The organism is Acetobacter malorum (assembly GCF_001580615.1).
Classification (GTDB): Bacteria; Pseudomonadota; Alphaproteobacteria; order Acetobacterales; family Acetobacteraceae; genus Acetobacter; species Acetobacter malorum.
This window is the reverse complement of record NZ_LHZC01000041.1, coordinates 24,187-50,777: the sequence shown is the minus strand read 5'-3', so window position 1 is coordinate 50,777 and position 26,591 is coordinate 24,187. Positions and strand designations below refer to the sequence as shown.

Sequence of the window (26,591 nt, the reverse complement as noted above, 5' to 3'; positions counted from 1 at the left end):
TCCGTTATAGTGTAACATTCGGCCGTCTTGTTGTGTTTCCGATACAGATGTACCCTCACGGAAAAGCAGATGTGACCAGAGAACACGAGCAGCACGGTAGCTCTCGGGTTCAGCTTGGGGCTATTCTGAAAAACACACAGGCACCTGAGACGCGGTGCGCATAAACAGACGCAATACACAGGGGATGAGCATGGACGTACGGGCAGCCGTAGCCTTTGAAGCGGGGAAACCGCTGGAAATTGAAACCGTGCAGCTGGAAGGCCCGCGTGAGGGTGAAGTTCTGGTGGAAATCAAGGCAACGGGCCTGTGCCACACGGATAAATACACCCTCTCCGGCGCGGACCCTGAAGGTCTGTTCCCGGCCATTCTGGGGCATGAAGGCGCTGGCATTGTGGTTGAGGTTGGCCCCGGTGTGCGCCACCTCAAACCCGGTGACCATGTGATTCCGCTCTACACGCCGGAATGCCGGGAATGTAAATCCTGCCTCTCCCGTAAGACTAACCTGTGCACAGCTATTCGTTCCACACAGGGAAAAGGTCTGATGCCTGATGGGACCTCGCGTTTTTCCTTTAAAGGTCAGCCAATCCATCATTATATGGGCTGCTCCACCTTTGCGAATTACACGGTTCTGCCGGAAATCGCGCTGGCCAAAATTCGGGAAGACGCTCCGTTCGATAAGGTCTGTTACATCGGCTGTGGTGTGACGACCGGCATTGGGGCGGTGCTGTTTACGGCCAAGGTCGAGACGGGCTCTACCGTGGTAGTGTTCGGGCTGGGTGGCATTGGGCTCAATGTCATTCAGGGGGCCAAAATGGTCGGGGCTGATCGCATTATCGGTGTGGACATCAACCCGGAGCGGGAAGCCATTGCGCGCAAATTCGGTATGACTGATTTTGTGAACCCGAAGGATCTGGGGCCGAATGGCGATCTGGTTGCCTATCTGATTGAACTGACAGACGGCGGCGCGGATTACACGTTTGAATGTGTGGGCAACCCGACCCTGATGCGTCAGGCGCTGGAATGTGCCCATCGTGGCTGGGGTGTTTCAACCATCATCGGGGTGGCTGGGGCCGGGCAGGAAATCAGCACGCGCCCGTTCCAGCTTGTTACGGGTCGTCGGTGGATTGGCTCCGCATTTGGTGGGGCGCGCGGGCGGACCGATGTTCCAAAAATTGTTGATTGGTACATGGATCATAAGATCAATATTGATGATCTGATTACCCACAAGCTCCCGCTGGAAAAAATCAACGAGGGCTTTGATATGATGGCGCGCGGAGAAAGTATCCGCACAGTTGTAGAATATTAAAGTCTGTTTCAGCCCCGGCCTGTTTGTGCCGGGGCTTTTTTAGCGGGTTGATCAGGGCAGAAGGCGGAGCACTGTGTCCGCAGGCCGGCACGCCGCAGCCCCTTTATCCGTCACCACAATCGGGCGGTTGAGCAGAGCCGGGTGTTCGGCAATCGCGTCCAGAATCTGGTCATCCGTGACACTCGGGTCTTTCAGCCCCAGCTCTTCATAAAGCGTGCCTTTCTGGCGTAGCAGATCACGCGCTGTCAGCTCGGTCTGGTTTACCAGTTCGGCCAGCTTTTCACGGCTGGGCGGTGTTTTCAGGTACAGCACAATTTCCGGCTCAATCCCGGCATCCCGAATCAGGCCAAGCACCGTGCGGGACGTGCCGCAGGCGGGGTTGTGGTACAGCGTGACAGTCATGAACAGCGTCCTTGTTGCAAGTGAAAAAGAAAGACAGTCTCAGACGGGGAGAGGCCGATTATCGGCAATCGCTTCCATCGCCATGTAAGAGGTAACGGTATCAATGTCGATTTTTTCTATCATTTTGCGATAAATGGCATCAAACGCATTCATGTCCCGCGCGACTACCTTCAGCATATAGTCATACTCACCAGCAATCCGATAGAAATCGACAATATTGGGGATGGAGAGGATGATCTGTCGAAAGCTTTTCAGCCACTCCTGTGAATGATGACGCGTTTTAATAAGCACCAGCACAGTCAGATCCAGTTCCACAGCAGCACGGTCCAGCCGGAGCGTTTCCCCTTGCATGACCCCCGCTGCGCGCAGGGCTTGCAGTCGCCGCCAGCATGCGTTTTGAGACATACCAACCCGCTCCGCCAGATCCCTCTGAGACAGCGAGGCATCCTGCTGCAAGGCGCGTAGGATTGCACGATCAAAACTATCAAGTTTATGGCTCATAACAGATCATATGATCGAATATAGAGGGATTCAATCATGAAATAGGGAAACTTTTTTGGAGCGGTGTTTCTTATGATGACGGAACAGCCTTTTTCAGTCGTGTGGTTCCTGAATATGATGACGTCTGCCCCCGAAAACTTCTTTTCCCGTTTTGCTAAAATCCTGCAGGGTGATGATGTGATTACCCGCCTGCGGGACGACCTGATTGGCGATAATCTGACTATCCCCGGTCCGTTTGGCCCCAGAAAGCTGGTGTATGCGGATTATGTTGCCTCAGGCCGCGCTCTGGGCGTGATTGAGCAGGCCGTCGCCACGCAGGTGCTGCCTTACTATGCCAACAGTCATACGGAGGCCTCGTTCTGCGGGCAGGTTATGAACCGCCTGCGGCATGAGGCGAGGCAGATTATTGCGCGTCTGTGCGGGGCTGAGCAGGGTTTTGCGACAATCTTCACGGGGAATGGGGCAACCGCAGGCCTGAACCGCCTTGTGCATCTGCTGGGGGTGCGGGATGCTGTGCGGGCCGGCGAGTGCCCGCTTGTGCTGATTGGCCCGTATGAACACCATTCCAATATCCTGCCCTGGCGGGAAAGCGGTGCGGAACTGATTGAAATTGCGGAAGCGCCTGATGGCGGTCCGGACTTGACCCAACTGGAAGCCCATCTGGCCGCAGCGGACCCGGAGCGTCTGAAAATCGGTGCGTTTTCCAGTGCGTCGAATGTTACAGGTATTGTGACAGATACTGATTCTGTAACACGACTTCTTAAAAAATACGGCGCGAAATCTGTCTGGGATTATGCCGGGGGTGGTCCTTACCTGCCGATTGATATGCGGGCCGGGACAGATGCGGAAAAAGACGCCGTTGTGCTCTCCACCCATAAGTTCATTGGCGGTCCCGGCGCGTCCGGTGTGCTGATTGTGCGGGAGGCGGCTGTGGCCACGCAGGAGCCAACGCTGCCGGGTGGGGGCACGGTGCGGTTTGTCTCGCCGTGGGGCCATGACTATTCAGAGAGTGTTACGGCACGCGAAGAAGCCGGCACCCCGGATGTTGTCGGGAATATTCGGGCGGCTCTGTGTTTTCTGGTCAAGGATGCTATTGGCGCAGCTTTTATGGCAGAGCGTAACCAAACGCTTTATCAGCGGGCGTATGAAGTATGGAATGCCAACCCGCATCTGGAAATTCTTGGAAACCCACAAGCAAAACAGCATCTGCCTATTTTTTCATTCCGTGTGAAGGATGCAGACGGAAAGCTGATTCACCATCAGCTGTTCACGCGGATGCTGTCAGATCTGTATGGTATTCAGGCGCGTGGAGGTTGTGCGTGTGCAGGCCCGTATGCGCATCGGCTTCTCTCGCTTGGTCAGGACGAATCCATGCGGATGCATGAGGCAATCCGAGCCGGGCAGGAAGTAGAAAAGCCGGGCTGGGTGCGGCTGAATTTCAGTGTGCTGATGGATGATGCCAAGGTGGCGTATATTCTAAAATCCGTGAACGAGCTGGCTGAAAATGCCAGTGTTATTGCGCAGTCTTATCTGTGTGATACCGCGACGGCGCGCTTTAAATATCAGGAGATATTGGCTGCGGAATAAGCCGCAGTTGGCAGATATGTTCATTTCACGATGAACTTTTCTGCTCTTTTCCTGTTCACTTAGTCAAACGTGCGCGCAGAGATCGACCTCACCTTGTCGCTCTTTGCGTCCATAAGATCAGTTCCTTACCAAATCCGGCCTCAGAAGGAGCTGGTTGCCGAGAACTGAGTGAACAAAGAAGGAGCGCAGTCGCATCATGAAATTTGATCTCAAAGGCCGGAACGCTATTGTCACGGGGTCTACTCTCGGGATTGGTCTGGCAACAGCCAAAGGGCTTGCAGCCGCCGGGGCAGAGGTTGTGGTGAATGGACGCAAGCAGGAGGCTTGCGAGAAAGCTGTAGCTGCTATCAAAAAAGATATGCCGGATGCGCGGGTGACAGCCTGTGTGGCAGATCTGGGTACAGCAGAAGGATGTGACGCTCTCTTTTCGGCCCATCCTGCATGCGATATTCTTGTGAATAATGTCGGTATTTTTTCACCCAAAGATTTCTTTGAAACATCCGATGAAACGTGGACGCAGTTTTTTGATGTGAACGTTATGTCCGGCGTGCGGCTCTCGCGTGCTTATCTGCCTGCTATGGAAAAGAAGGGCTGGGGACGTGTTATTTTCATCTCGTCTGAATCTGCACAGAATATTCCAGTCGATATGATCCATTACGGCTTCTCCAAAACGGCGCAGCTTGCTGTCTCCCGTGGTCTGGCCAAGCGGATGGCCGGTACAGGTGTGACTGTCAATGCTGTCCTGCCCGGACCGACGCTGTCCGAAGGGGTGCAGGCCATGTTTAAAGAGAAAATGAAAGAAACCGGGAAATCTCTTGAAGAGGTCAGTGAAGAATTTGTGCGTACCCAGCGCCCGTCTTCTCTGATCAGACGCCCGGCCAGCGTGGAAGAAGTCGCTAACATGATTCTGTATGTGGCGTCACAGGAAGCCTCGGCCACAACGGGAGCTGCTCTGCGGGTTGAAGGTGGTATTCTGGAAACGATTTTCTGATATTGGAAAAGTCTTTAAATTAAAATTATCTTTCTGATGGCATGAGATGAGTGTCATTGCGGGGAATGAGAGGGGCGTATAGTTTTATGACATAATGTTCATAAACCCATATGCAACGTCTGCGCAGTTCCCTCGTTGGAAGGGTAAGGTTTTACAATGGGCGAGCACAATCAGCGCCGAGGCGACACAGGTGCTGGTGTTTCGTTTTTACACAATGCGGTGTAGAGACATCCTGATGCTTTCGTCCACTTTCCTATAAAGGGGACTATCATGACAGCTTCCACCACAGACAAAATCAGCTCTACCCTGACGGCTGTGGCCGATACGGTAACGGCGGCTACTACGGATAAATCCGGTCTGTCTTCCGCCCTCATCCATTATCTGGAGCGCAACAATAATGCGGGGCAGGCGACTGTGCGCCAGCATGCAGAACAGCATGGCTTGCAGTCCGTTGTGTCTCACTGGGAAAACCACGCTGTTGTGGAACCCACGACGGAAGACGTTGTGCAAAAGCTCCTGCCGTCTGAGGTGATTGATCGACTGGCCGCAGAAAGTGGCCTGTCCCGCAGCGCTACGATTACAAACCTACAGGAAGTGCTGCCGCCTGCTTGCCGCACGGACAAGGTTGATACGCAGCGTAAAGCACGCCAGGCCTAAAAAATCTCAGCCCGTAGGTTCATCCTACGGTTCGCCTTGCATTATCTGAGTGCTCTAAAAGCCATCGCGTTCCTTTGCTGGAGCGAGGTGGCTTTTTTTATGGGAGAATGCGTATTTTTAAATAAGGTGACGCAGCGCCGGAATGGCGGCAAAAAGCCCTGAGAGATCGGAATACCAGTAGGGTGGGCAAGATGCTGAAAGACCTGTTCAGGCGGTGGGGGCAGGGAGGCTGGGCCAGCACTGCGCGCGATAGTCTGGCGGGGCTTTCTCTTGCCTGTATGAATATCCCGCAGGTTCTGGGATATGCCCGTATTGCCGGGATGCCTGCTGTAACCGGGCTTTATACAGTTTTGCTACCACTCGTGGCGTTTGCTGGTGTCGGGTCTTCCCGGCATCTGGTCGTGGCGGCAGATTCTGCAACCGCAGCTATTTTTTCCAGTGCTCTGTCGCGCATGGCCCCGCCGGGCAGTGCGCATTACATGGCGCTTGTCAGCATGGTCGCGCTGTTGAGCGCCGGGTTCCTGCTGGCGGCGCGGCTGTTCAGGCTGGGGTGTCTGGCTGACTTCCTTTCCCGCACTGTGCTGGTGGGGTTCATGGCGGGTGTTGGCCTGCAGGTTGGCATTGCCATGACGTATGACATGCTGGGCTTACAGGCCACAGCGCATAACCCTTTTCTCCAACTTGTGGATTTGTTGCAGGCGCTCCCGCATCTTGCGCCATTGAGCGCTGCAATCTCACTTGTCATGTGCCTGCTTTTATACGCTGGAGAGAAATTTGCGCCGCATAAGCCGCTGGCATTGGTTCTGGTGGTCGGCAGTATTGCGGCCAGTTGGGCGCTGGGGCTGGAAGCGTGCGGTGTTGCGCTGGTTGGCCCATTGTCTGGCGGCTTGCCGTCTCTGCATTTTCCTAGGGTGGGATGGAATGACATGCTCAGCCTGTTGCCGGTGGCGGCTTCCTGCGTGTTCGTCATTATTGCGCAAAGTGCTGCAACATCCCGAACCTACGCGTATAAGTTTCAGGAAGATGTTGATGCCAACAGGGATATTCTGGGGCTGAGTGCTGCAAATGCTCTGGCCGGTCTGAGCGGAACATTTACCGTCAATGGCAGCCCGACGCAGACAGCCATGGCCGTGCAGGCCGGAGCCCGTAGCCAGAAGGCGCAACTTGTTTTTGCCGCTGTCACGTTGGTTGTTTTGCTCTTTTTCACGAGTCCTTTGCGCTATCTGCCACGGTGTGTGCTGGGGGCTATTGTTTTCAGTGTCGCGATGGGGATGATTGACCTGCGCGCCTTATGGCGCATACGGCACGAAAGCCCCGGAGAGTTCGGTCTGGCGCTGATCACCGCTGCTACGGTTGTAGGTGTTGGTGTGGAGCAGGGTATTCTGGTGGCGATTGTGCTCTCCCTGTTTCGCCATGTGCGGCACAGTTATGAACCACATACCATGGTTTTGCAGGAAGATGCGCAGACAAAGCTGCTGGAGGCCTCTCCCGTCAAAGCCGGAGTTGAAACGGAACCGGGGCTGATTGTGTATCGGTTTTGTGCGGATTTATTCTATGCAAATTGTAACCGCTTTGCAGATGATATCCGCTTTCTGATTACAACAGCCCCCAACCCGGTTCGCTGTGTTGTGGTGGATGCCAGCGCCATTACGGATATTGATTACTCTGCCGCCAGCCTTCTGCGTACCGTTTTGCAGGAATTGCAGGCCCAATCTGTTCTGATTGCTTTTGGGCGGGTTAATCCGTTTTTACGGGCCGATATGGATCGCCATCGGATTAGTGCTGTTCTGGGGGAGGGGAATATTTATGCCCAGCTCCATACCGCAGTGGCCGCGGCCCGCTCTCATGCCTGGTGCGAAAAGGCATGAGAGCGGCAGCTTGTGAGGCTTTTCGTCAGAACAGGCTCAAAGAGGAGGCGTGCGCTCCGCTGGAAGCCATGTCTGTAAAATACCATAGAAACCCAACAATAAAACAGAATTAATCATTAAAAACTTATGAAATAAAAAGAAGTTTCTGAATGATGTAAAAAACCCCACACCAGAGGTCTGGCGTGGGGTGGAAAAGGCCTTTCTGCACAGAGCCTGTTACGGGAAAAGCTTACGCACAACCCGATAGGCAATAATGTAAAGCAGAAGATAAAAGGCGGGAATAAACAGAATTATTCCTTCAAGATCACCGAGCATGCTTAAACCTCCTGATCGGAAGAGGAGCCGATTTTGCCGTCCTGCTGCGCATCCAGCAGGATTGCACCAGCACCGGAAATGAGAATGATCATGATGGTACCAATCACCCACGCGAAGTACCAGGGGCCCTGATCCCCCACAAAAACGGCAAACAGCAGGGAGACGACCAGAACAGCGGCCAGACCGGCCAGACGTAACAGTTGCATGGTAAAGTTCCCTTTTAGTAGCTGTGGCTATCGTTAACGATGTCCGCCGTGTGAACCTTGCCGCGCATCACGTAATAGCACCATGAGGTGTAGCAGAGGATGATGGGCACAAAGATCAGCGCGACAACCAGCATGCAGGTCAGGCCATAAGCACTGGCGGAGCTGTTCCAGATGGTCAGGCTCTGGTCCGGTGTGGTGGTGGAAGGCATGAAGAACGGGAACATCGCCGCAGCAACCGTGCCAATGGTGCCAATCCATGAACCAAGCCCAATCCACCAGGCAAGAATGACTTTATTCATCCGTGCGGCCAGTGTTCCGCCAACCATGCTGGCCAGCCCAAGCAGGGGCAGAAGCCAGAGGACTGGGTGGGCAGCGTAATTATGCAGCCAGCCCCCGGCAACCATGGCGACGTGCTGACCGTGCATGGGGGAAGCCGGCATAGCCGGGTCCACCGGGGCGGTGAACACAAAGCCCTGCATACGGGTAATAAAGAAACCCCCAATGATAAACAGCACTGCTGCCGTCAGGCCGCCGCGCAGGGCGTAGCGACGGGCGCGGTCATGAATCGGGTTTTCTGCCCGCAGCATCAGCATCACGCCACCCTGATACACACTCAGGGCAACCGACATCAGGCCGCACAGGATGGCAAACGGGTTCAGCAGATATGAGAAAAAGGAGCTGTCCTGATAATACTGCCCTGTCCAGCCAAAATGGTAGCCAACGCCGTGCAGGATATTCCCGAAGGCCGCGCCATAAATGAACATGGGCAGGAAACCGGAAACCAGAAACACCCAGTCCCAGCTAGCGCGCCAGAGGTGGGAGTCCGCCTTGGAGCGATATTCAAAGGCGACAGGCCGCAGGATCATGCTGAATAGCAGCAGGATCATTACGACATAAAAAACGGAAAAGGACGTGGCATACAGGGTGGGGAAGGCGGCAAAAATCGCACCGCCTCCCAGAATGAACCAGACCTGATTCCCATCCCAGTGCGGGCCGATGATGTTAAGGGCCGTGCGGCGCTCTCCATCATTCCGGCCCACAAAGCGGAGCAGGGTGCCAACGCCCATATCCATGCCGACCATCAGCCCCAGGCCGATTAGCAGCACGCACAGCAGAGCCGCCCAGATCAGTTTGAGAAGTGCATAAAGTTCCATATCAGGACCTTTCTTTCAACAAAAGCATCAGTGGCCTGAGGCATGCGGGGTGCCGACAACAGCGCAGTGTGCGGCATACGCATCATCACTGTGCGGGGCGTCATGCGCTTCCGGGCCAAGGCGTGCGAACTTGAACATCAGATACAGTTCTGCCGCGATAAAGATGCTGTAGAGCAGCGCAAAGCCTGCCAGAGAGAACACCATGTAGGACGTGCTGTGCGTGGAAGCGGACAGGAAGGTCGGCAGCGTGTTGAACACCGTCCAGGGCTGGCGGCCAGCTTCTGCTGTAATCCATCCGAATTCCGTTGCCAGAATAGGCAGCGGGATAGACCACATGCAGGCCTTAAGGATGAGCTTGTTCCGCTCCAGCTTGTTCTTCAGGCTCAGGTAAGCGGAAATGGCAAACAGCGCGAAGAAATACAGCGCCAGAAACACCATGATACGGAAAGACCAGAAGGTGACAAACACGTTCGGAAGAATGTCCGGTTTGGTCTGTTCCACAACGCTCTGCAGGGCGTCAGCCGGAATGGCGGTTACGTCCTGATTCGGGGCGTGGCGGGTGGCCAGAAAGCCAAAGCCGAGGTCGGCCTCATGCGCCTTGAATGCGTCCAGATCAGCCTGCTGGTGTGTTTCCTGATATCGGCGCAGGGCGGAGACAGCGGCAATCCCGGATTCAATACGCGGTGCGGCAGCATCTTCCAGCTCGTGCATGCCACGGATAGGCGTGTTGAAGTCATGCGTAATAAGCGGTGTGAGAACAAACGGAACACCGATTTCAAAATGGTTTTCCTGTTTGGCGTCATCCGGCAGGGCAGCCAGAATCCACGGTTCATACGGCGGTTTGCTGGTGTGCCACAGGCCTTCAATGGCAGCGATTTTGGTCGGCTGTTCCATATAGTCTTCACGGCCCAGAACATCGCCCAGCGTGATGACGGCAACGGTGGAGATAATGCCGAACAGTGCCGCCATGCGGAAAGACCGGGCTGCAAACTGCCTGTGCTGACCACGCAGCAGGTAAAACGCGCTCACACCCATAACAAGCAGAGCCGCAGAGACATACCCGGCAACAGAGGTGTGCACGAACTTGGCCTGTGCATCCGGGCTGAAGATCAGTTTTACAAAGCTGTCAAACTGCAGGCGCATGGTGTCCGGGTCAAAATGCGCGCCGTGCGGCACGTTCATGCCGGCGTTGGCAATCAGGATCCACAGGGCAGACAGGTTGGAGCCGAGGGCCACCAGATACGTCACGGCCAGATGGGCCTGTTTGCTCAGGCGGTCCCAGCCAAAAAACATCAGACCCACAAAGGTGGATTCCATAAAGAAGGCCATCAGACCTTCAATGGCCAGAGGCGTGCCGAACATATCCCCAAAAAAGCGGGAATACATGGACCAGTTGGTGCCGAATTCAAACTCCATGGTAATGCCGGTGGCAACGCCGAGGGCAAAATTGATGCCGAACAGCTTGCCCCAGAACAGGACCATATCTTTGTAAATTTTTCTGCCGGTTACGACATAAACTGTTTCCATGGCAGCCAGCATGAATGTCAGCCCCAGCGTAAGGGGAACAAACATGAAGTGGTAAAGCGCTGTCAGCGCGAACTGAAAGCGTGAAAGATCAACAACAGTCGGGTTGATCATGTCCATTTTAAAAATCCTTTATCATAGGAACTCTTAAGCGGGATCTTTGGGGTTAACGTCTCATGGCACCTCCTCCGCCGGGCAGATCTGGCCGCCTGCAAGCGTGAGTATCCGGTCCATAAACGGGATCAGGGTGCGCCGATGCGTAATGCACAGGATGGTGGCATCAGGCCTTGCGGAAATCAGGCCTTGCATCAGGGCGTATTCGGTTTTCTGGTCTAGCCCTTCTGTGGGCTCATCCAGAATAAGCCATGGGGTGTTGCGCAAAAGGGTCTGCGCAAGAACAAGTCTTCTGGCCTGACCACCGGAGAGTGCCAGGCCTTCATCCCCAATCAGCGTATCCAGCCCATGGGGCGCGTGCTGCACAAACTCTTCCAACTGCACGGGACGAAGGGCCTCAGCCATCTGCGCATCATCCGCATCCGAATCAGCAAGCCGGAGTGTGTCCCGAATGGTGCCGTTGAACAGATGGAAATCCTGTGCGGCAACGCTGATGGTTTTTGCGAGATCTTCCGTTGAAAACTGACGAAGATCCTGCCCTCCCAATGTGATTTCACCGCCCTGATACGGATAGAACCGGCTCAGAAGGCTGATCAGACTGCTCTTGCCAATGCCGGACGCCCCGACAAGCGCCACACGTTCCCCCTGGTGGATGGTGAAGCTGGCATGCTCCAGAACCCAGTGCCGGGTATTCGGATACCGAAAGGAGATATCACGAACGATAAGATCCAGCGGGTGGTGCAGAGCAGGCGTGGGGGCGGTAGGGGCAGGGACGCACGGGGCTGCATTGCAGGAGGCTTGCAGCCGCTCCGCGGCAATACGAGCGCGGGTGAAGGCCTGACAGGCTGCGGGCAGCGGTTGTGTGACATCAAACGCAGCGAGACACCCCAGCGCCAGCATTGGAATTTCCGGTGCAGAGAGCGCACCCTGATGAAAACCCTGAACCGCCAGCATAACGACGTAAAGAGCGGTCAGCAGGCCGATAAAAGTCATCAGTCTGCGTGCACCGCTTTCCAGCGCGGCAAGATGCCGTTCTGTAGCCTGTAGGGTTTTCTGGTGGGTATCCAGCGCCTCAATCCGGGCTTCACTAGCCCCCAAGGTCAGATACTCCCCTAAGCCAGCAAGCGTGTCTGCAAGGTCTGCCTGAAACGTACCGCGTTGCGTGGTGAGGGCGCGCAGGCGTGGCGCGGAGAAGAGACCCACACTCATGGGGATTGGCAGAATGCAGACCAGCAGGCCAAGAGCCAGAACAAGGCCTGCACTTTTCAGGAAAAGTCCTGAAATAAGCGCAAAGACGAGACCGCAGAGAATGGCGCGCGCAAAAGGGATGAACGTTTCTGTGTAGGACTGGCCGACACAGTCGGTATCCGACACAAAGCGAGAGAGCAGATCGCCACCCCGTTTGTCCGTCAGCCCTGCGGGGGCCTGAGGGGCGAGTTTTGTATAAACCCATACCCGCATGCGGCCCGTCAGACGCAGACTGGCATCATGCGTGACCAGTCGTTCCAGATACCGTGTGACAATGCGCAGCGTTGCAAAAAAGCGCACTCCTGTTGCGGGCAGCATCATGTTGAAAGCCTGCTGTGCCGCAAGCCCAGCAGCTCCGGCGCAGGCCGCCCCGGCCAGCAGCCAGCCTGACAGGAACAGCAGCCCGAAGTTGGCAAGGGCTGCCACACAGGCCAATGCCAGACCTAGGAAAACAGGCCAGCGTAGAGCGCGCGTGAAAAGCCCTGAGAAAGTAAGGGGATTCATGCGCAGGCCCTCTGTGGTGCGGAGAAGAGTTCTCCGTGCCCGTCACTGATATGCAGGCACTGGTCAGCCAGCGCGACCATGTCGGCATGGTGTGTGGCAACAAGCACAATCCTGTTTGCGGCACAGCGGCGAATGGCGTGGGCGACCCGCAGGGCACTCGCCGGGTCCAGGTCGGACGTTGGTTCATCCAGACACAGGATATCGGGATTGCGGAGCAGGGCACGTGCCAGCGCCAGCCGCTTGATCTGCCCACCAGAGAGGCATGCGCCTCTTTCCCCAACAGAGGTTGCAAAACCCTGCGGCAAGGCCTCGATAAATTCCAGCGCATCGGCCTGCTGAACTGCGGCATGCAGTTCCGCATCGGTTGCGTTGGGTTTGGCTAGCCGCAGAGTGTCGGCAATGCTCCCCATCGTCATCACAGGACGCTGCGGCACCCATGCGGTGCGGTTTTGCCAGTCTTTAACCGGGGCGTCTGTGGTGTCCCATGCGGTGATCTGGCCGGAAGATGGCTGTAAAAACCCCAGTATTACACGAAGGAAAGTTGTTTTCCCGGCGCCACTTTCTCCGGTGATAACGGTCAGTGTGCCGCGTGACAGCGTGCAGGAAAGCGCCTGCAAAGCCGGTGCTTTTCCCGGATAGCCTGCTGTCAGGTCGGAACACATCAGGTGGGCTATCGGGTGATTCCGGGTGTGTGCCAGCCGGGACTGGGTTTCCGGTTGCGTCATCTCCGGCAGGGCGAACAGATCAGCAAGCCTGGCAGCCGCTGCCGTTGCATTCTGGCGTGCGTGGTAGCTGGCGGAAAAAGCCCGGAGCGGCATGAAATATTCCGGTGCCAGCAGCAGGACCAGAAAGGCGGAACGGAAATCAACCGTGCCAGACAGCAGCCGCGCGCCAAAAACCACAGCGACCAGTGCAATGGACAGGCTGGAGAAAAATTCCAGAACAGCCGAGGTCAGGAAGGCGACTTTCATGACGGAAAGCGTGCTGGCCCGGTGTGCGTCGGTCGCAGCAGCCATACGGCTGATGCTGGCTTCTGTCTGGCCCAGAAGACGCAGCGTGCTGAGCCCGCGCAGGGAATCCAGAAAGCTGGAGCCCAGCACAACCAGCTGCATCCATTGCCGGTCCATGATGCTTTGGGCGCTATAACCAACCAGCGCCATGAAAACCGGAATCAGCGGGCCCGTGCAGGCCAGAATGACAAAGCTCCAGCCGTCCAGATGGAACACCATGGCCAGAATGAGCAGTGGTAGCACGATCATCATGGCGGCACGGGGAATGTACTGCGCAAAATAGGGTTCCAGCGCATCTACCCCTTCCGTCAGGGTAGTGAGAATGCGTCCTGCCGGAAGGGTCGTGCAGCCAACAGGTCCGGCACGGAACAAATGCCGCAGGGCATCGCGCCGCACATGGGCGGCAATGCGCAGCCCTGCTTCTGTGCCTGCCATATCAGCAAGCCATTGCAGAAACAGGCTTCCGCCGAGGCAGGCGAGCAGCAGGAGAACGGTGTGCTGTTCCGCTCCAAAGGATGCGCCTTTGAAAGTCAGATCATCCACAAGTCCGGCCAGCAGCGTGAGGTGCAGCACAAACAGGACTGCCGCCATGCCACCCAGCGTGACGCTGCCAGCCAGCCAGCCTTTGGCCCGCCGGGCCATGCCAGCAGTCTGCCAGTCGTTTTGGGGTTGCTCGGAGTGCATGAAGGTTTGCCTGCCTGCGGGAAAGGGTCACAAAGAGATAAACTTTCATAATTAATGAAAGTCATATTAAAATATTTACGAAAGTATCTGACGTCAAGGGTACGTCAGTGTGCGCGGCCTGCAGGGCAGCTGCGTCCGGGTCTGAAAATTTCAGCGATTAAGGAAGGGTTGCCGGGGAAAAGACAAAAAACGGGGCCGTAAAGGCCCCGTCGCTCTCCTCATGGAGAAGATGATATTTAATTTATGTTATTAAGTGTCGGGGTGCTTATCGCCCAAACAGGCACTGCCAGATCATGTAAGTCGCCACGCAGAAAATCACGCAGGCGAAAAAGATGGTCAGCGCCCCTTTGGACTGCGCCATGGAGCGGGCCACGCGGGTGCCGATCAGGCTGCCAATGGCGCCCCCCAGAATAAACAGTCCGGCCAGAGACCAGTCCACATAGCCTGACGCCATATAGCTGGCGGCCGTGCTGAATCCGAAAGCGGAGACCGCCACAAGTGACGTGCCCACAGCATTCAGAATCGGCATGCCGGTGGAGGCAATCAGGCCCGGCACAATGAGAAAACCGCCGCCAATGCCGAAAAAGCCTGAAAGCAGACCCGTGCCGGCGCCATAGCCTGCGACTTTGGCAGCGTTATCGCGGTTGCAGCTTGCGCCGGGGCAGCCCTCGTTCTTGCGGCCACGGAGCATGAGGATACCAACCCCGATCATAAGGATGGCAAAGCAGAGCAGGAGTTTTTTGCCATCGACTGCCTTGCCGAGACTCGCGCCCGCAAATGCCCCTAGCACGCCGCAGGACGCAAAAATGGCAGCGCATCGCCATTTGACCGTATGGGCGCGGGCATGCTGCGCCAGCCCGACAAGTGCGTTAATGGCCACGGCCAGTGCGCTGGTGCCGATAGCGACATGCGGGTTGGAAACACCGACCAGATAGACCATCAGCGGCACCGCCAGAATGGAGCCGCCCCCGCCAATAAGCCCAAGAGTAAAGCCGACCAGTGAGCCGGAAAAAATTTCCAGCCCGGTCTGTAAAAGGGGATCTGACATTTTACGCTTTGTGCCTCAGGTCAAAAAAACGGGGGTGCTGTGGTCTGGGGTGTTGGGGCTTAGAGTTTGTTGACGGGGATCTTGATGTAGCTGACGCCGTTTTCTTCCGGCTCCGGCATGTGGCCGCCTCGCATGTTGATCTGCACGGACGGCATAATCAGGTTGGGGAGAGAGAGTGTGGAGTCGCGCTTGGTGCGCATGCTCACAAAGTCCTCTTCTGCCACGCCATCATGCACATGGACGTTATGGGCGCGCTCGGCCCCCACTGTCGTTTCCCATGCAAATTCCGTGCGGCCCGGTGCCTTGTAGTCATGGCACAGGAACAGGCGTGTCTGTTCCGGCAGGGTGAGCAGGCGACGGATGGAGCGGAACAGCATCCGGGCATCTCCACCGGGGAAGTCTGCGCGGGCGGTGCCGTAATCGGGCATGAACAGCGTATCGCCAATAAAGGCGGCATCGCCGATCACAAACGCCATGTCAGCCGGGGTGTGGCCGGGTACATGCAGGGCGGTGGCTTCCAGATTGCCGATCTGAAACTGGTCGCCATCATGGAACAGGTGGTCAAACTGGGAGCCATCCCGGGCGAAGCGGGTGCCGGCATTGAAGATTTTGCCAAAAACCTCCTGCACCCGGATAATGTCAGCTCCGATGCCCAGTTTTCCGCCAATCTGCTCCTGCAGCCAGGGGGCGGCAGAAAGGTGGTCGGCATGAGCATGGGTTTCCAGCTGCCATTCAACTTTCAGCCCCTCTGCCCGCACATAGTCCACAATTTTCTGTGCGGAGTCGTAGCGCGTGCGGCCAGACGCTGCGTCATAATCCAGAACGCTGTCCACCACGGCGGCGGCCTTTGTTTCCGGGTCATGCACAACATGGCTGGCCGTAAAGGTCGCTTCATCGAAAAAGGTTTTAACAACTGGCTTTTGAGCCGGGTTGCGTTCAGCATTCAGGATCTGGGTTGTCGCTGCGGCAATAGGGGCATCCGTCATAAGGTGCGTCCTTGTTAGTTTCTAAATTAATTTAAAAGTGTATCTTCATTTTCATTAAATACGAAACCATCTTGCGTCAAGGATAGTAACCCGCGTAAGTAACGCAGCATGAGCGATCCTACGTTTGAAGCATGTCCCCTCTTTCAGGCTCCGCCACCCCTCAAGATTGGCGATATGGCCCCGGATTTCGTGGCACGGACCACGCAGGGCGACCTGACTTTAAGCAATCTGCGCGGGCATTGGGTGATCTTGTTCTCCCACCCGGCGGATTTCACGCCCGTTTGCACCAGTGAGTTCATCGCTTTTGCCAAGGCTGAGCCGCAGTTCCGGGCCATGAATTGCGCGCTGGTAGGGCTTTCCATTGATAGTCTGCCCTCCCATCTGGCGTGGGTCGATGCCATCAGGGCGCAATTTGGCGTGGTGATCCCGTTCCCCGTGGTGGAAGACCCCTCCATGGCCATTGGTCGCGCCTACGGCATGCTGGACAGCACGGCGCAGAGTAGCGCCACGGTGCGGGCGGTTTACGTGATTGACCCGGAAGGCATTGTGCGGGCCATTACGTGGTACCCGATGACAGTGGGGCGTTCCGTCATGGAACTGATGCGCCTGCTGGCGGCTTTGCAGCGCGTGGCGGAAGGCGATGTGCTGACCCCCGAAGGCTGGATGCCGGGGGATGATGTGGTAAGCCCCGCAGCCCAGACGCAGGATGCCGTAGCAGAGGCCGGACCGGCATGGTTCATGGCGTTGCAGCAGGATGCAAAGGCATGAGCTCCCTCTCGTTCGACATGGCCAAGCAGCTGGTGGAACGATTGAAGCTGTTTGCCCAGCCTCAGCGCCTGATGATTCTGGATGCCCTGCTGGATGGCGCTCTGGCGGTGAGCGAGCTGGAAAATACAACCGGTATCGGCCAGCCTACGCTGAGTCAGCAGCTGGGCACTTTGCGGCGCGCCGGGATTATTGTGCCGCGCCGGGAATCCCGCACCATTTACTACAGCCTCGCCAATGATGAAGAAGTGTTGCGCGCACGGGCTTTGATTGGCCTTTTGCGGGAAGACCGTATGGCGCTGCCGCTTTTGCAGGAAGTCTCCGAGCGCCGCGCAGCTCTGCCCGCCCGTGCCAAAATGCAGGAAGAAGGCGGGGCGCAGTTTGCGTTCATCCGCCCCGGTTTATCTGCATCCTCATCCTGATAGGCAGCCTTTTTAGGTGATGAGCCCAGCCTAAAAGGGCGGCCTACATAGCGTGTGGCCACCCCGTAGAGGCGAAAACATTCAGGTGGCGGTGCTGCCTGATACCTTCGGGGCTGCCAGTCGGAAGAGCGGCCCGGTCAGAACTGTGGAAATCACCGCCAGCACCATCAGGGACGCAAAGGCGAATTCTGAAATCATGCCCTGCTCGTGCAGAATGGTGGCCGCGACAATTTCCATCAGGCCCTTACACTGCAACAACGCACCAATGCTCAGCCGTTGCCTGCCGTTAAGCCCCGCAGCGGGCGGGAACAGAGAGACTGCGCCAATTTTGGTGACGACGGAGAGCACCACCAGCATGAGGGAGGCGATGACGGACGGCCATGTTAGCGCGTCGCCATCAATATGCAGCCCGCTATGGCCGAAGAACATAGGGGCAAGCCAGACCAGCGAGAACGTGCCGACTTCTTCCACCGGCAGGCGACGCACCCAGCTGGGGGGCATGATGGCTCCGGCAAAATACGCGCCAATCAGCTCATGCAGGCCAAGCTGCATACTGGCCCAGGAGCCAGCGGCCAGATAAACGGGCACGGCCAGCCAGATCAGCCACAGCGGCGGATGTTTTAAATTGCGGGTGGCCCAGCTTCCGGCCAGCGCCAGCACAACCAGCAGTGCTACGGCGACAAATTCCAGCCCGGTCCAGCCTTTCAGGCTGGCGGAGCCTCGGGCGGCAAATTGCAGAATTGCAAGCCCGACCCACAAGGCGGCATCATCCACCACAGCCAGTTTGAGGGCCAGATGGCCGATGGGGCGATGGGCGGGGGAAAGCTCTCGCACCACGCCAATCAGCACCGGCAAGGCACTGACTGCCATGCACAGCCCGACAGACATGGCGCCGATCAGCGGGGTTGTATGCGGGGGCGTCCAGCCACGCAGGGGCAGGAAGAAGTAATAGACCAGCACGGAGCCAATCACGAAAGGCCCGGCCAGCGCCACCAGTGCCCCGGCCAGTAAGCGGCCGAGAGAGGGGGAGGGCAGGGGGTCATTCTGATCTTTTTCCGGCGTTTGCCACATTTCCAGCCCGGCAGTGAAGGCGAGGATGAGCACCGCCACCCAGCCGATGGAATTCCCGTAAAAGGACGGAATGCCAAGTTCCTGCACAGGGGCATGGGTAACAGCGAAAAGAATACCCACAAGAATCGGGATGACGGCAATAGGAATAGCTTTGTTAATCAGGCGCCAGAATCCCCATGGCACCAGAACAAATATAAGCACATCAGCAACAAGCGCTAAGATTTTCGGCATGCGTTGATCCTGCCTTTCTTTTTAGTTATTCGCTTTATTATATGAGAATGGACGGAAAGTGAAACAATATTGAAAAAAGTTAATAAATTGATATAAAGCTCTATCAGTTCTGATATTACAGATCCTTTTTCTGGTCTGGTATTTTCGGATATCATCCCGATACGCGGATGTGCTGGAGTTTGTGGTTTGTAAGCACAGAGTGTATTAAACAAGACGCTATAATTTTAAAAAAGTTCTTTCGGCTGTTGCAAGAGGCTTGCTGTCTGGTGCCGGTTTGAACCAGAACCATTTGGCTGCTATTGTCAGCCCGATATCAGTATTACGAAACGATTTTTCTGTTTTTTCGAGAAATGATGCGTAGGGTTGATCTATTGTGCCAGATAACAATTCTGAAAAGACAAGTAGAACGCCAGAGCGTCTTCTGACTTATGATGCCCCTCTTCTGCTGGAAGAGGATAAGCCGACCCGATTAGGAAAACTGAAAACCCGCGTCAAAGCTGTTGGGCAGAAGGTCGGGGCTGTCCGCCAGACTGTGGTGGAAAAATATACACCGAAGGCTGCTGCCTCCAAACGCTTCCTGAAAAAATACAGGCCTTATCTCGATAAAGCGGTGCTGATGGTTGCCGTGGCAGCGGCCAGCGAAGTTCTGAATGACCGCGAGAAAATGGAAGCCGTTTACCGGTGGGTGCTGAAGCTGGTGCCCTCATCCATTCGGTTGTTTCTGCCAGAAAAGCTTCTCTTTAATGCCATCTGGTTTGTCAAAGATGACCTGATTAAGAAATTCTATGACTACAGAGAAAGGCTTGCCTCTTCTGGCGAGAGTAAAGAAGAAATCCAGCGTCTGACGGATGAGGCTGATCAGTCCATTAAAGAGATGGATCAGGCCGAGACCGAGGAACATCCATCACGCGAGACGCCTGCGGAACACTGAGTGTGGGCGGATTTACGGTTCAATAAATCTGGCAATTTAGGAAATCATACCCGGAAAACAGGCTGTTGGTGTCCACGACGGGATTCGAACCCATGGCCCCAGGATTCATCCCACTTCGGCTTTCACCGCCACCTGGCTTTGCTCCCTTTAAAAGGGGCCGGGTGTTCGTGGTCTGGACTGTCCCTTTGCCTTAAGCCGTTTCCGGCCCGTAGGCACCGCCCGTCCAGTCTCTACACCTTCCGGCCCTGTTGCCAGAGCGCGGCTTGGCTCGGGATCGGCACGGCAAAAGCTTGCCAGAGCGTTCCCCGAATTTGAGCGGATACACCATGGGGTTTCCCGTCATGGCGCCCAATTACCTTAGGAATCCTGTGCTCTATCCTGCTGAGCTACGTGGACACACCCCACTGTCTATACTGAAAGCCCCCAGCAGGAGCAAGGGGAAGGCGGCTTAGCGGCGGGAGGCCAGAACGGCCCGTGCCGCCAGCCCCGCCACAAAGCGTTTGCACAGCAAGGCATCCGGCGCACCGGTCTGTTTGCAGGAAAGTTCCAGCGCCTGCGTTTCCTGCACGGCTTTGGTCAGGGCGGGTAGCGGCCAGAGTTCCACAGCCCGGTTAAAGCTGTTGGTGCGTTTGAAAAAGACCGGCGGACGCAGCCCCTTGATGGCATCACTCCGGCTGGCCCCATCCGCCATGGCGGCCCGCACACGCCGCAGGCGGTGCAGGTGGGAGAGAAAAGTGCGGGCAATGGCAATCGGGCTGATGCCCTCGGCCAGCGCGCGCTCAATGGCCAGATCGGCTTCCGTGCGGCGCCCTTCCGTTGCGGCAAAGGCGGCATCTTCCACGGAGACGCTCCCTGCATCCCCAATGCAGACATGCACATCATCCAGCGAGAGCGTGCCACTGTCACCTGCATAAAGAGCCAGCTTTTCCACTTCACTGCGGGCAGCGCCCCGGTCAGCCCCCAGCCGCCCTGTTAGCCAGTGCAGAGCATCCTGATCAATGCGCACGGAGTGGCTGGCCAGCATCTGGGTGATGGTGGCTTCCAGCGTGCGGCCTTCTTCCGGGTAGCAGCCAACGCTGGCGCAGTCCGGATGCTTTTCCAGCAGAGCGCGGAGTTTGGAGCGGGAGGGCAGGCCCGGTGCTTCCAGCACCACAAGCGTATCGGTGTTTTGCTCCAGCACCTGCGTGACGGCTTTAAGCAACCCATCTCCGGCGTCCCGCACGCGCACGGCGCGGCGTCCGCCCATCAGGGAAAAGGCAGTGGCTTCCTCTTCCAGCCGGTCGTGCGTTTCCTTGTCCAGCACGGCCACGCGGAACGGATCATCCACTGATCCGGCAATCTGTTTGACGGCATCCTGCGCCCGCTCACGGATCAGCCCCGTATCCTCGCCATGCAGAAGGATAACCCGCCACGCGCCGGGGTCCCGGGTTACGCGCGGCAGGGTGCGGGCATCGATCTTCATGGGGCTGTGTCCTGCCCTTGGCCGTTACAGGCCGCCGGTCGGGCTGGGGGCGCCACGGCCTGTGGCCATATCCGGAATGGCGTCATCCCCTTCCTGCTCCATAGGGGCATCCTTTTCAGAATTCGGGATGGCGTTGGGCATGGGGTAGAACGCTTTGGGGCCTTGCGTGCGCTTCTGCGCCGGGGTGGCCTGTGTGCGCAGCCAGGTTGCCACCTGCAGGGTGACCTGATCCGCCAGCGTTTTTGCCACGCGGCCTGTCGCCGTCTCGTTGTTCAGAGTCTGAGCAAAATACTGCTCATATGTCGCGGTATACCCGTCCAGCGCCGTGGCATCCCCCTGCGCCAGAAATTTGGGATACTGTTCGACGGTGTAAAGCGTCCAATGCGCATGGCCATTCATACGCACACGTCCAGAGGTGTTGTCCGAGTGGATATCAAGAGATTCTGAGCTGACGGAAGGTTGGACGACCAGCGTGTAGCCGTCCGGATCTTCCGGCCCGTCACCGGCCATATTTTGTTGCAGAGCAAGGCGCAGTTGCTGGCCTATCCGTTCAGGGATGTTGGCAACATAAACGCGCTTAAGCTCTGCATTGATCTGTGGCGCGTCCTCGCGCTCACCGTAAAGCGGCTGAAAGCCACACCCGCCCAGCGCAAGAGGAGCCCCCAGCAGCAGAACTGCCAGAGAGCCATTCAAAAGAGTTTGCGTGATGCGGGGTCTGGACATCAGCCTGCCGTTACAAAGTTGACGATACGGTTGGGCACGTGAATGCGTTTGACAATCCGCTTGCCTTCCAGCAGCCGCGCCACATTGGGCTCGGCCTCTGCGCGGGCAATCACGGTGACACTGTCTTCATCCGGTGCGGCATCAATCTTGCCGCGCAGTTTACCCATAATCTGCACAGCCAGCGTGACCTGAGTTGCAGCCAGCAGACTGGGGTCAGCTTCCGGCCAGGGCAGGTCCACCACCATGGTCTTGCCCGGCTCCAGTTGCGCAAACATTTCTTCCGCCAGATGCGGCATCATGGGGGCGCAAAGCTGGCAGAGTGCGCGGGCGGTTTCACGCCGTGCAAAAGCCATGCCGGGCAGATCCGGCGTTTTTTCCGCATCGGCCAGAGCGGAGGTCAGCTCATGGATACGGGCCACAGCCACGTTGATGGTGAAGGTTTCCAGCGCTTCCGTCACCGCCGCAATGGTGCGGTGCGTGGCGCGGCGCAGGGCATCTGCCTGCGGGGCGATTTCTGCAGGGCAGGCGTCCTGAACTGGCACGGTTTCTGCCACGGTGCGCACAAGGCGGAACAGACGCTGTGCAAAACGAGCGGCCCCGGAGACACCGGCTTCCGTCCATTCCATATCGCGTTCCGGCGGGCTGTCAGACAGCACGAACCAGCGGGCCGTATCCGAGCCAAAGCGTTCAATAATGGCCTCAGGTGAGACCGTGTTCCGCTTGGACTTGGACATTTTTTCCACGCGGCCAACGGTCACGGCTTCACCCGTGTCGCGCTTGACGGCAGCATTCCCGCTGAGGTCCACTTCTTCCGGATACAGCCAGTTTCCGGAAGCATCCTTGTAGCTTTCATGGCTGACCATGCCCTGCGTGAACAGCCCGGCAAACGGTTCGCTCAGATCCAGATGCCCGGTCTTGCGCATGGCGCGGGTAAAGAAGCGCGCATAGAGCAGGTGCAGAATGGCGTGCTCAATCCCGCCAATATACTGGTCAACGGCCAGCCAGCCATCGGCCGCGGCGCGCACGGTCGGGGTCTCGGCATGCGGGGCCGTGAAGCGGGCAAAATACCATGAGCTGTCAACAAACGTGTCAAACGTGTCGGTCTCACGCACCGCAGGCTTGCCGCACTTGGGGCAGTCCACATGTTTCCATGTGGGGTGATGGTCCAGCGGGTTGCCCGGTTTGTCGAACGTGACGTCTTCCGGCAGTTTGACCGGCAGTTGGGCGTCCGGCACGGCCACGGGGCCGCAATGGTCACAATGGATGACCGGAATAGGGCAGCCCCAGTAACGCTGGCGGGACACGCCCCAGTCCCGCAGGCGCCAGTTGACCACGCCTTTGCCCACGCCCAGTTCTTCCAGCCGGGTGATGGCTTCCTTGCGGGCGTCCTCGGTGGTCAGGCCATCCAGAAAACCGGAATTGATCATCGTGCCATCGCCGGCAAAGGCGTTTTTGGTGATGGCGAAGTCGGCCTGATCCTTGCCCTGCGGCAGGACAACCGGTGTAACGGGCAGGTCGTATTTATGCGCGAAGTCCAGATCGCGCTGATCGCCACAGGGGCAGCCGAACAGCGCGCCGGTGCCGTAATCCATCAGCACAAAATTGGCGATCCAGATCGGAAAGCTCTTGTCCATGAATGGATGGTTGACGCGCAGGCCGGTATCAAAACCGCGCTTTTCAGCCGTTTCCACAGCTTCGACCGAGGTGCCGAGGCGGCGACATTCCGCAATAAACTCAGCGGCGTCTTTATTGCTCTGGGCCACATAGGCGGCCAGCGGATGGTCCGGGGCGATCGCCAGAAAGGACATGCCGAATAGCGTATCCGGGCGGGTGGTGAAGACCTCAACCGCGTTCAGATTGCTATCCAGCCCCTGTGGCGGCTGATGCAGGGAGAAGCTGATGTGAGCGCCTTCCGAACGGCCAATCCAGCGTTCCTGCATAACGCGGACGCGGTCCGGCCAGCGGTCCAGCGTTTTCAGCCCGTCCAGAAGGTCTTCCGCAAAATCGGTAATCTTGAGGAACCACTGGGAGAGCTTCTTTTTCTCGATCAGCGCGCCGGAGCGCCAGCCGCGACCGTCCACAACCTGCTCGTTGGCCAGAACGGTCTGGTCAATCGGGTCCCAGTTCACCCAGCTTTCCCGGCGTTCCACCAGGCCCGCCTGCAGGAAGTCCAGAAACAGCTTTTGCTGCTTGCCGTAATAGTCCGGCAGGCAGGTGGCAATCTCACGGTCCCAGTTCAGGGAGAAGCCAAGGCGCTGCAGGGTGGCGCGCATGGCGGCAATGTTTTTCAGCGTCCAGTCCTGCGGATGCACGCCGCGTTCCCGCGCGGCATTTTCCGCCGGCAGGCCGAATGCATCCCAGCCCATGGGGTGCAGCACCGCGTAGCCACGGGCGCGTTTGTAACGGGCGACCACATCCCCCAGCGCATAGTTGCGCACATGGCCCATATGGAGTTGGCCGGAGGGGTAGGGGAACATTTCCAGCACATAGTATTTGGGCTTATCGGCCGGGGGGACGTCCGGCACGGTGAACACACCGGCATCATCCCACGCCTTCTGCCACCGGGGCTCAACGCTCTGAAAATCGAAGGACGCTCCTGTAGAGGGCTGCGCCGGGGCGGTGGACGTGTTGGCAGGCTGTGTCATGGAACTCGCGCGGGTGAATTTTTAAATCAGGAAAAACCGGCCCACAAAGGGGCCGGAGACAGCAAAAGGCCGGGACGTCAGTCGTCCCGGTTGCCGTTGTCTGCGCGCAGTTTACGTGCGCGGGAGAGAATGCGGGCCGCAATATCAGACGCCGTATTGGCGGCGGGCGGCGTATCCACCCATTCCGTGCCCTGCTGGACCTGGCGGAAAACCGTCAGACGCAGCGCATCGGAGCGCAGGCGGCGGTCCAGAATGAACGCTGTCATTTTAAAGCGTTCGCCGTGGGCTGCGGGCGGTGTGTACCAGTCCGTCAGGATAATGCCGCCTTCCGCATCCGCCGTGGCGACGGGCATGAAGGAGAGCGTATCCAGCGTGGCGCGCCACAGATAGGCGTTCACGCCGCCTTTCAGCACATCCTCACCGCCAGATGCGCCCCGGTCTTCATGCAGAAGATGGTTGCGTGGGGCGGTCAGATCACTACTGGTGCGCGGGCCGCTGGAGCAGGCCGGCAGCAGCAGAAGGCCGGAAAGGGCAACGCCAGCCAGCCAGAAAGCAGGCCGTGAGCCGCTGGAGGCAGAACCGGAAGCGGAAGGGCAGGGCATGGGACGACGTGGCATAATGTCGATACGGCTCCTTCGGCGGTGGGGCGCCGATGTTCCCCGGCCTGCCTGATGCGCAGGGTCAGGTCCGGTTCATGGTCGAATGGGTCTTGGTTCTCTTCATATCCTGTCGGGGCAATCCCGCCAAGCGTCTGCTTACGCTCTCTGCGGACAAGGGGCGGAGGAGGGCTGGGTCGCCCTGTGGAAAGCCGCTCTTTTCCAAAGCGTCTGTCAGCAGTTTCATCAGATAAGGGTGGCAGAGAGGTGTAACGGGTTTCAATGCGGAATGTGGTCAGATCCGGCCTGTAGCAGGCTAAGGCGCTCGGCATAGCCATTCGCCTGTTTATACTGCCCGGAGCAGAGGCCGCAAAAAAAATAGAGAAAATTTACTGATTAACAACCAGAATACAGGATAGCCCCTGTTGCCGAAGCTGCGAGCAGATCGGGCTGGTTTGTGTAGCGGACAGGCCCGCCAGCCGTGTCCGCCAGATCTGGCGACCGTTTGTGGTGGGGATCAGCTCAATCCGGTTGACGGCACTCGCCAGTCCACCGGAGGACTGTCTGGCCAGAGCCGCCGCCTGAAGGGCGCGTTCCTGTGTGGAAAATGCGCCAATCTGGATCATGGCGTTCCCCCCGGTGTCCTGTTGCCAGACCGTGGTGGCCGCCGGGGTAGCATAAGTTGCAGGGGTGACGGCTGGTGTTGTTAACGCTTGTCCCGCGGCCTCAGTCCCTGCGGCGGAAGAGACAGCAATATCTCCGTCCGATGATGCATACGGGGCTGGTGGGGCAAGGTCATCATCAGCAAGGGGCGGAGCCGTGGCGGTTCCGGCCGGGCTTGCTGGCGCTGCGCTGGCAACCGCCACCGTGGCCGGAGCGGAGGCGGCAACCACGCGATACGCTGGTGGGCTGGCCGGGACTGCAACCTGCTGAGGAATGGCCGCACTGGGGGCGGTGGCATACGCCATCTCGGTTGTTGTGGTCGTGGCCGGAACTGGGTCATTCAGATGCGGGCTGACGGACGCCAGATAGGTCCGCGCGTAGGAGGGCAGACTTGTGCCGCGGCTACGGTGGTTTTCCGCGCATTGTGGGCCGCAGTTATAGGCAGTCACAAAACCCGGAGAGCCAAAGCGGTCATACAACTCGCGGATATACCCACTGCCTGCCATGATGTTGTCATGCGGGTTGTACGGGTCGGACCCCAGATGGTAGCGTCTGGCCAGTTCCCTGTAGGTGTCAGGCTTGATCTGCATCAGGCCGACCGCCCCGTGTATGGAGCGGATGGGCCGGCCATGCATATACTGATGCCCACCGGACTCCTGCTGCATGATAGCCCGAATCCAGGACTGCGGGATGGAAAACCGCGTGGAGGCTTCCTGAATATACGGCCCCCACGGGTTAAGAGCCGCACCGGGGGCGCGGTATGTAGAGCGTGTTGGCCCGGCACAGGCAGAGAGCGTTGCCAGCCCGCCAAGAAACAGCGAGCAGAGTGTGCGTTTTCTCTTTTGCGCTGTTCCGGGAAGAAGAAAAGTCCGAACCATGCGCGCATGGTGCCTCTCCTGAAAGCCGGATGCAATCACAACCTTGAGCGGGCGCATGGTCACGCTTTGGCTCCCGGAGGCCGGGTAAAAAAAATCCCC

23 protein-coding genes are annotated in these 26,591 nt (G+C 57.7%); 8 read left to right on the top strand and 15 right to left on the bottom strand.

Features of this window, described 5'->3' with window-relative positions:
* Positions 1–190: 190 nt before the first annotated feature.
* Positions 191–1,306: an S-(hydroxymethyl)glutathione dehydrogenase/class III alcohol dehydrogenase gene (locus AD930_RS04305; protein ID WP_061505265.1), complete on the top strand. Its 1,116-nt coding sequence runs from the start codon at positions 191–193 to the stop codon at positions 1,304–1,306.
* 51 nt (positions 1,307–1,357) lie between these two features.
* Here the strand turns inward: AD930_RS04305 and arsC are convergent, their stop codons facing one another.
* A complete protein-coding gene (gene arsC / locus AD930_RS04300) occupies positions 1,358–1,708 on the bottom strand; it encodes an arsenate reductase (glutaredoxin) (protein ID WP_061505264.1) in 351 nt (116 codons plus the stop codon).
* 39 nt (positions 1,709–1,747) lie between these two features.
* A complete protein-coding gene (locus AD930_RS04295) occupies positions 1,748–2,209 on the bottom strand; it encodes an Lrp/AsnC family transcriptional regulator (protein ID WP_061505263.1) in 462 nt (153 codons plus the stop codon).
* 72 nt (positions 2,210–2,281) lie between these two features.
* Between AD930_RS04295 and AD930_RS04290 the strand changes: the two genes are divergently transcribed.
* The 4 genes from AD930_RS04290 (at position 2,282) to AD930_RS04275 (ending at position 7,312) form a co-directional block, all read left to right on the top strand.
* The gene (locus AD930_RS04290) at positions 2,282–3,796 is read left to right on the top strand and encodes an aminotransferase class V-fold PLP-dependent enzyme (protein WP_244150488.1); all 1,515 of its coding nucleotides are present in this window, start codon (positions 2,282–2,284) and stop codon (positions 3,794–3,796) included.
* Positions 3,797–3,992: 196 nt separating this feature from the next.
* A complete protein-coding gene (locus AD930_RS04285) occupies positions 3,993–4,787 on the top strand; it encodes an SDR family NAD(P)-dependent oxidoreductase (protein ID WP_061505262.1) in 795 nt (264 codons plus the stop codon).
* Positions 4,788–5,057: 270 nt separating this feature from the next.
* Positions 5,058–5,444, top strand: coding sequence for a YidB family protein (locus AD930_RS04280; protein WP_052403622.1), 387 nt, complete (start codon positions 5,058–5,060; stop codon positions 5,442–5,444).
* Between the two features lie 191 nt (positions 5,445–5,635).
* On the top strand, positions 5,636–7,312 hold the full coding sequence (locus AD930_RS04275; protein WP_082781699.1) for a SulP family inorganic anion transporter: 1,677 nt from the start codon (positions 5,636–5,638) through the stop codon (positions 7,310–7,312).
* A 317-nt stretch (positions 7,313–7,629) separates the two neighbouring features.
* On the opposite strand, the gene AD930_RS04270 is transcribed toward AD930_RS04275, so the two are convergent.
* From AD930_RS04270 to AD930_RS04240, 7 genes are all read right to left on the bottom strand, one after another.
* Positions 7,630–7,833: a hypothetical protein gene (locus tag AD930_RS04270; protein WP_043549186.1), complete on the bottom strand. Its 204-nt coding sequence runs from the start codon at positions 7,831–7,833 to the stop codon at positions 7,630–7,632.
* Between the two features lie 14 nt (positions 7,834–7,847).
* Positions 7,848–8,987 carry a cytochrome d ubiquinol oxidase subunit II gene (gene cydB / locus AD930_RS04265; protein ID WP_061505261.1) on the bottom strand — a complete coding sequence of 380 codons (1,140 nt, stop codon included), beginning with the start codon at positions 8,985–8,987 and terminating at the stop codon, positions 7,848–7,850.
* A 27-nt stretch (positions 8,988–9,014) separates the two neighbouring features.
* A complete protein-coding gene (locus AD930_RS04260; protein ID WP_061505260.1) occupies positions 9,015–10,631 on the bottom strand; it encodes a cytochrome ubiquinol oxidase subunit I in 1,617 nt (538 codons plus the stop codon).
* A 54-nt stretch (positions 10,632–10,685) separates the two neighbouring features.
* A complete protein-coding gene (gene cydC, locus AD930_RS04255) occupies positions 10,686–12,377 on the bottom strand; it encodes a thiol reductant ABC exporter subunit CydC (RefSeq protein WP_061505259.1) in 1,692 nt (563 codons plus the stop codon).
* Positions 12,374–14,071, bottom strand: a complete 1,698-nt coding sequence (gene cydD, locus AD930_RS04250) for a thiol reductant ABC exporter subunit CydD (RefSeq protein WP_061505258.1) — start codon at positions 14,069–14,071, stop codon at positions 12,374–12,376. The genes cydC and cydD overlap by 4 nt, the downstream gene beginning before the upstream one ends.
* 265 nt (positions 14,072–14,336) lie before the next feature.
* On the bottom strand, positions 14,337–15,119 hold the full coding sequence (locus AD930_RS04245) for a sulfite exporter TauE/SafE family protein (protein WP_061505257.1): 783 nt from the start codon (positions 15,117–15,119) through the stop codon (positions 14,337–14,339).
* A gap of 59 nt (positions 15,120–15,178) precedes the next feature.
* The gene (locus AD930_RS04240; RefSeq protein WP_061505256.1) at positions 15,179–16,105 is read right to left on the bottom strand and encodes an MBL fold metallo-hydrolase; all 927 of its coding nucleotides are present in this window, start codon (positions 16,103–16,105) and stop codon (positions 15,179–15,181) included.
* Between the two features lie 108 nt (positions 16,106–16,213).
* Between AD930_RS04240 and AD930_RS04235 the strand changes: the two genes are divergently transcribed.
* Together AD930_RS04235 and AD930_RS04230 are read left to right on the top strand one after the other, a co-directional pair.
* Entirely contained in the window at positions 16,214–16,873 is a 660-nt protein-coding gene (locus tag AD930_RS04235) for a peroxiredoxin (RefSeq protein ID WP_043549178.1), read from the top strand.
* Positions 16,870–17,292: an ArsR/SmtB family transcription factor gene (locus tag AD930_RS04230; protein WP_043549177.1), complete on the top strand. Its 423-nt coding sequence runs from the start codon at positions 16,870–16,872 to the stop codon at positions 17,290–17,292. The genes AD930_RS04235 and AD930_RS04230 overlap by 4 nt, the downstream gene beginning before the upstream one ends.
* A gap of 81 nt (positions 17,293–17,373) precedes the next feature.
* Here AD930_RS04230 and AD930_RS04225 read toward each other — a convergent pair whose 3' ends face one another.
* Positions 17,374–18,594: a cation:proton antiporter gene (locus AD930_RS04225; RefSeq protein ID WP_061505255.1), complete on the bottom strand. Its 1,221-nt coding sequence runs from the start codon at positions 18,592–18,594 to the stop codon at positions 17,374–17,376.
* A 373-nt stretch (positions 18,595–18,967) separates the two neighbouring features.
* Here AD930_RS04225 and AD930_RS04220 point away from each other — a divergent pair, with 373 nt between their 5' ends.
* Positions 18,968–19,525 (top strand): hypothetical protein, encoded by a 558-nt coding sequence (locus AD930_RS04220; RefSeq protein WP_061505254.1) that lies wholly within the window; start codon positions 18,968–18,970, stop codon positions 19,523–19,525.
* Between the two features lie 448 nt (positions 19,526–19,973).
* Here AD930_RS04220 and holA read toward each other — a convergent pair whose 3' ends face one another.
* The 5 genes from holA to AD930_RS04195 form a co-directional block, all read right to left on the bottom strand.
* Positions 19,974–20,987: a DNA polymerase III subunit delta gene (gene holA, locus AD930_RS04215; RefSeq protein WP_061505253.1), complete on the bottom strand. Its 1,014-nt coding sequence runs from the start codon at positions 20,985–20,987 to the stop codon at positions 19,974–19,976.
* Between the two features lie 24 nt (positions 20,988–21,011).
* The gene (gene lptE / locus AD930_RS04210; protein WP_061490566.1) at positions 21,012–21,710 is read right to left on the bottom strand and encodes an LPS assembly lipoprotein LptE; all 699 of its coding nucleotides are present in this window, start codon (positions 21,708–21,710) and stop codon (positions 21,012–21,014) included.
* Positions 21,710–24,355, bottom strand: coding sequence for a leucine--tRNA ligase (gene leuS, locus AD930_RS04205; RefSeq protein ID WP_061505252.1), 2,646 nt, complete (start codon positions 24,353–24,355; stop codon positions 21,710–21,712). The genes lptE and leuS overlap by 1 nt, the downstream gene beginning before the upstream one ends.
* Positions 24,356–24,432: 77 nt before the next feature.
* Positions 24,433–24,972, bottom strand: a complete 540-nt coding sequence (locus AD930_RS04200; protein WP_052403647.1) for a DUF3576 domain-containing protein — start codon at positions 24,970–24,972, stop codon at positions 24,433–24,435.
* 368 nt (positions 24,973–25,340) lie between these two features.
* Positions 25,341–26,549 (bottom strand): lytic transglycosylase domain-containing protein, encoded by a 1,209-nt coding sequence (locus tag AD930_RS04195; protein WP_244150489.1) that lies wholly within the window; start codon positions 26,547–26,549, stop codon positions 25,341–25,343.
* Positions 26,550–26,591 lie beyond the last annotated feature (42 nt).

Bases quoted from the DNA above. Each gene is read 5' to 3' on its own strand.
- lptE (WP_061490566.1), bottom strand. From the start codon at position 21,710: ATGTCCAGACCCCGCATCACGCAAACTCTTTTGAATGGCTCTCTGGCA.
- AD930_RS04305 (WP_061505265.1), top strand. From the start codon at position 191: ATGGACGTACGGGCAGCCGTAGCCTTTGAAGCGGGGAAACCGCTGGAA.
- arsC (WP_061505264.1), bottom strand. From the start codon at position 1,708: ATGACTGTCACGCTGTACCACAACCCCGCCTGCGGCACGTCCCGCACG.
- AD930_RS04285 (WP_061505262.1), top strand. From the start codon at position 3,993: ATGAAATTTGATCTCAAAGGCCGGAACGCTATTGTCACGGGGTCTACT.
- AD930_RS04260 (WP_061505260.1), bottom strand. From the start codon at position 10,631: ATGGACATGATCAACCCGACTGTTGTTGATCTTTCACGCTTTCAGTTC.
- AD930_RS04235 (WP_043549178.1), top strand. From the start codon at position 16,214: ATGAGCGATCCTACGTTTGAAGCATGTCCCCTCTTTCAGGCTCCGCCA.
- AD930_RS04245 (WP_061505257.1), bottom strand. From the start codon at position 15,119: ATGTCAGATCCCCTTTTACAGACCGGGCTGGAAATTTTTTCCGGCTCA.
- AD930_RS04275 (WP_082781699.1), top strand. From the start codon at position 5,636: ATGCTGAAAGACCTGTTCAGGCGGTGGGGGCAGGGAGGCTGGGCCAGC.
- cydD (WP_061505258.1), bottom strand. From the start codon at position 14,071: ATGCACTCCGAGCAACCCCAAAACGACTGGCAGACTGCTGGCATGGCC.
- AD930_RS04295 (WP_061505263.1), bottom strand. From the start codon at position 2,209: ATGAGCCATAAACTTGATAGTTTTGATCGTGCAATCCTACGCGCCTTG.
- holA (WP_061505253.1), bottom strand. From the start codon at position 20,987: ATGAAGATCGATGCCCGCACCCTGCCGCGCGTAACCCGGGACCCCGGC.
- AD930_RS04280 (WP_052403622.1), top strand. From the start codon at position 5,058: ATGACAGCTTCCACCACAGACAAAATCAGCTCTACCCTGACGGCTGTG.
- AD930_RS04270 (WP_043549186.1), bottom strand. From the start codon at position 7,833: ATGCAACTGTTACGTCTGGCCGGTCTGGCCGCTGTTCTGGTCGTCTCC.
- cydC (WP_061505259.1), bottom strand. From the start codon at position 12,377: ATGAATCCCCTTACTTTCTCAGGGCTTTTCACGCGCGCTCTACGCTGG.
- AD930_RS04195 (WP_244150489.1), bottom strand. From the start codon at position 26,549: ATGCGCCCGCTCAAGGTTGTGATTGCATCCGGCTTTCAGGAGAGGCAC.
- AD930_RS04230 (WP_043549177.1), top strand. From the start codon at position 16,870: ATGAGCTCCCTCTCGTTCGACATGGCCAAGCAGCTGGTGGAACGATTG.
- AD930_RS04240 (WP_061505256.1), bottom strand. From the start codon at position 16,105: ATGACGGATGCCCCTATTGCCGCAGCGACAACCCAGATCCTGAATGCT.
- cydB (WP_061505261.1), bottom strand. From the start codon at position 8,987: ATGGAACTTTATGCACTTCTCAAACTGATCTGGGCGGCTCTGCTGTGC.
- AD930_RS04290 (WP_244150488.1), top strand. From the start codon at position 2,282: ATGATGACGGAACAGCCTTTTTCAGTCGTGTGGTTCCTGAATATGATG.
- AD930_RS04200 (WP_052403647.1), bottom strand. From the start codon at position 24,972: ATGCCACGTCGTCCCATGCCCTGCCCTTCCGCTTCCGGTTCTGCCTCC.
- leuS (WP_061505252.1), bottom strand. From the start codon at position 24,355: ATGACACAGCCTGCCAACACGTCCACCGCCCCGGCGCAGCCCTCTACA.
- AD930_RS04225 (WP_061505255.1), bottom strand. From the start codon at position 18,594: ATGCCGAAAATCTTAGCGCTTGTTGCTGATGTGCTTATATTTGTTCTG.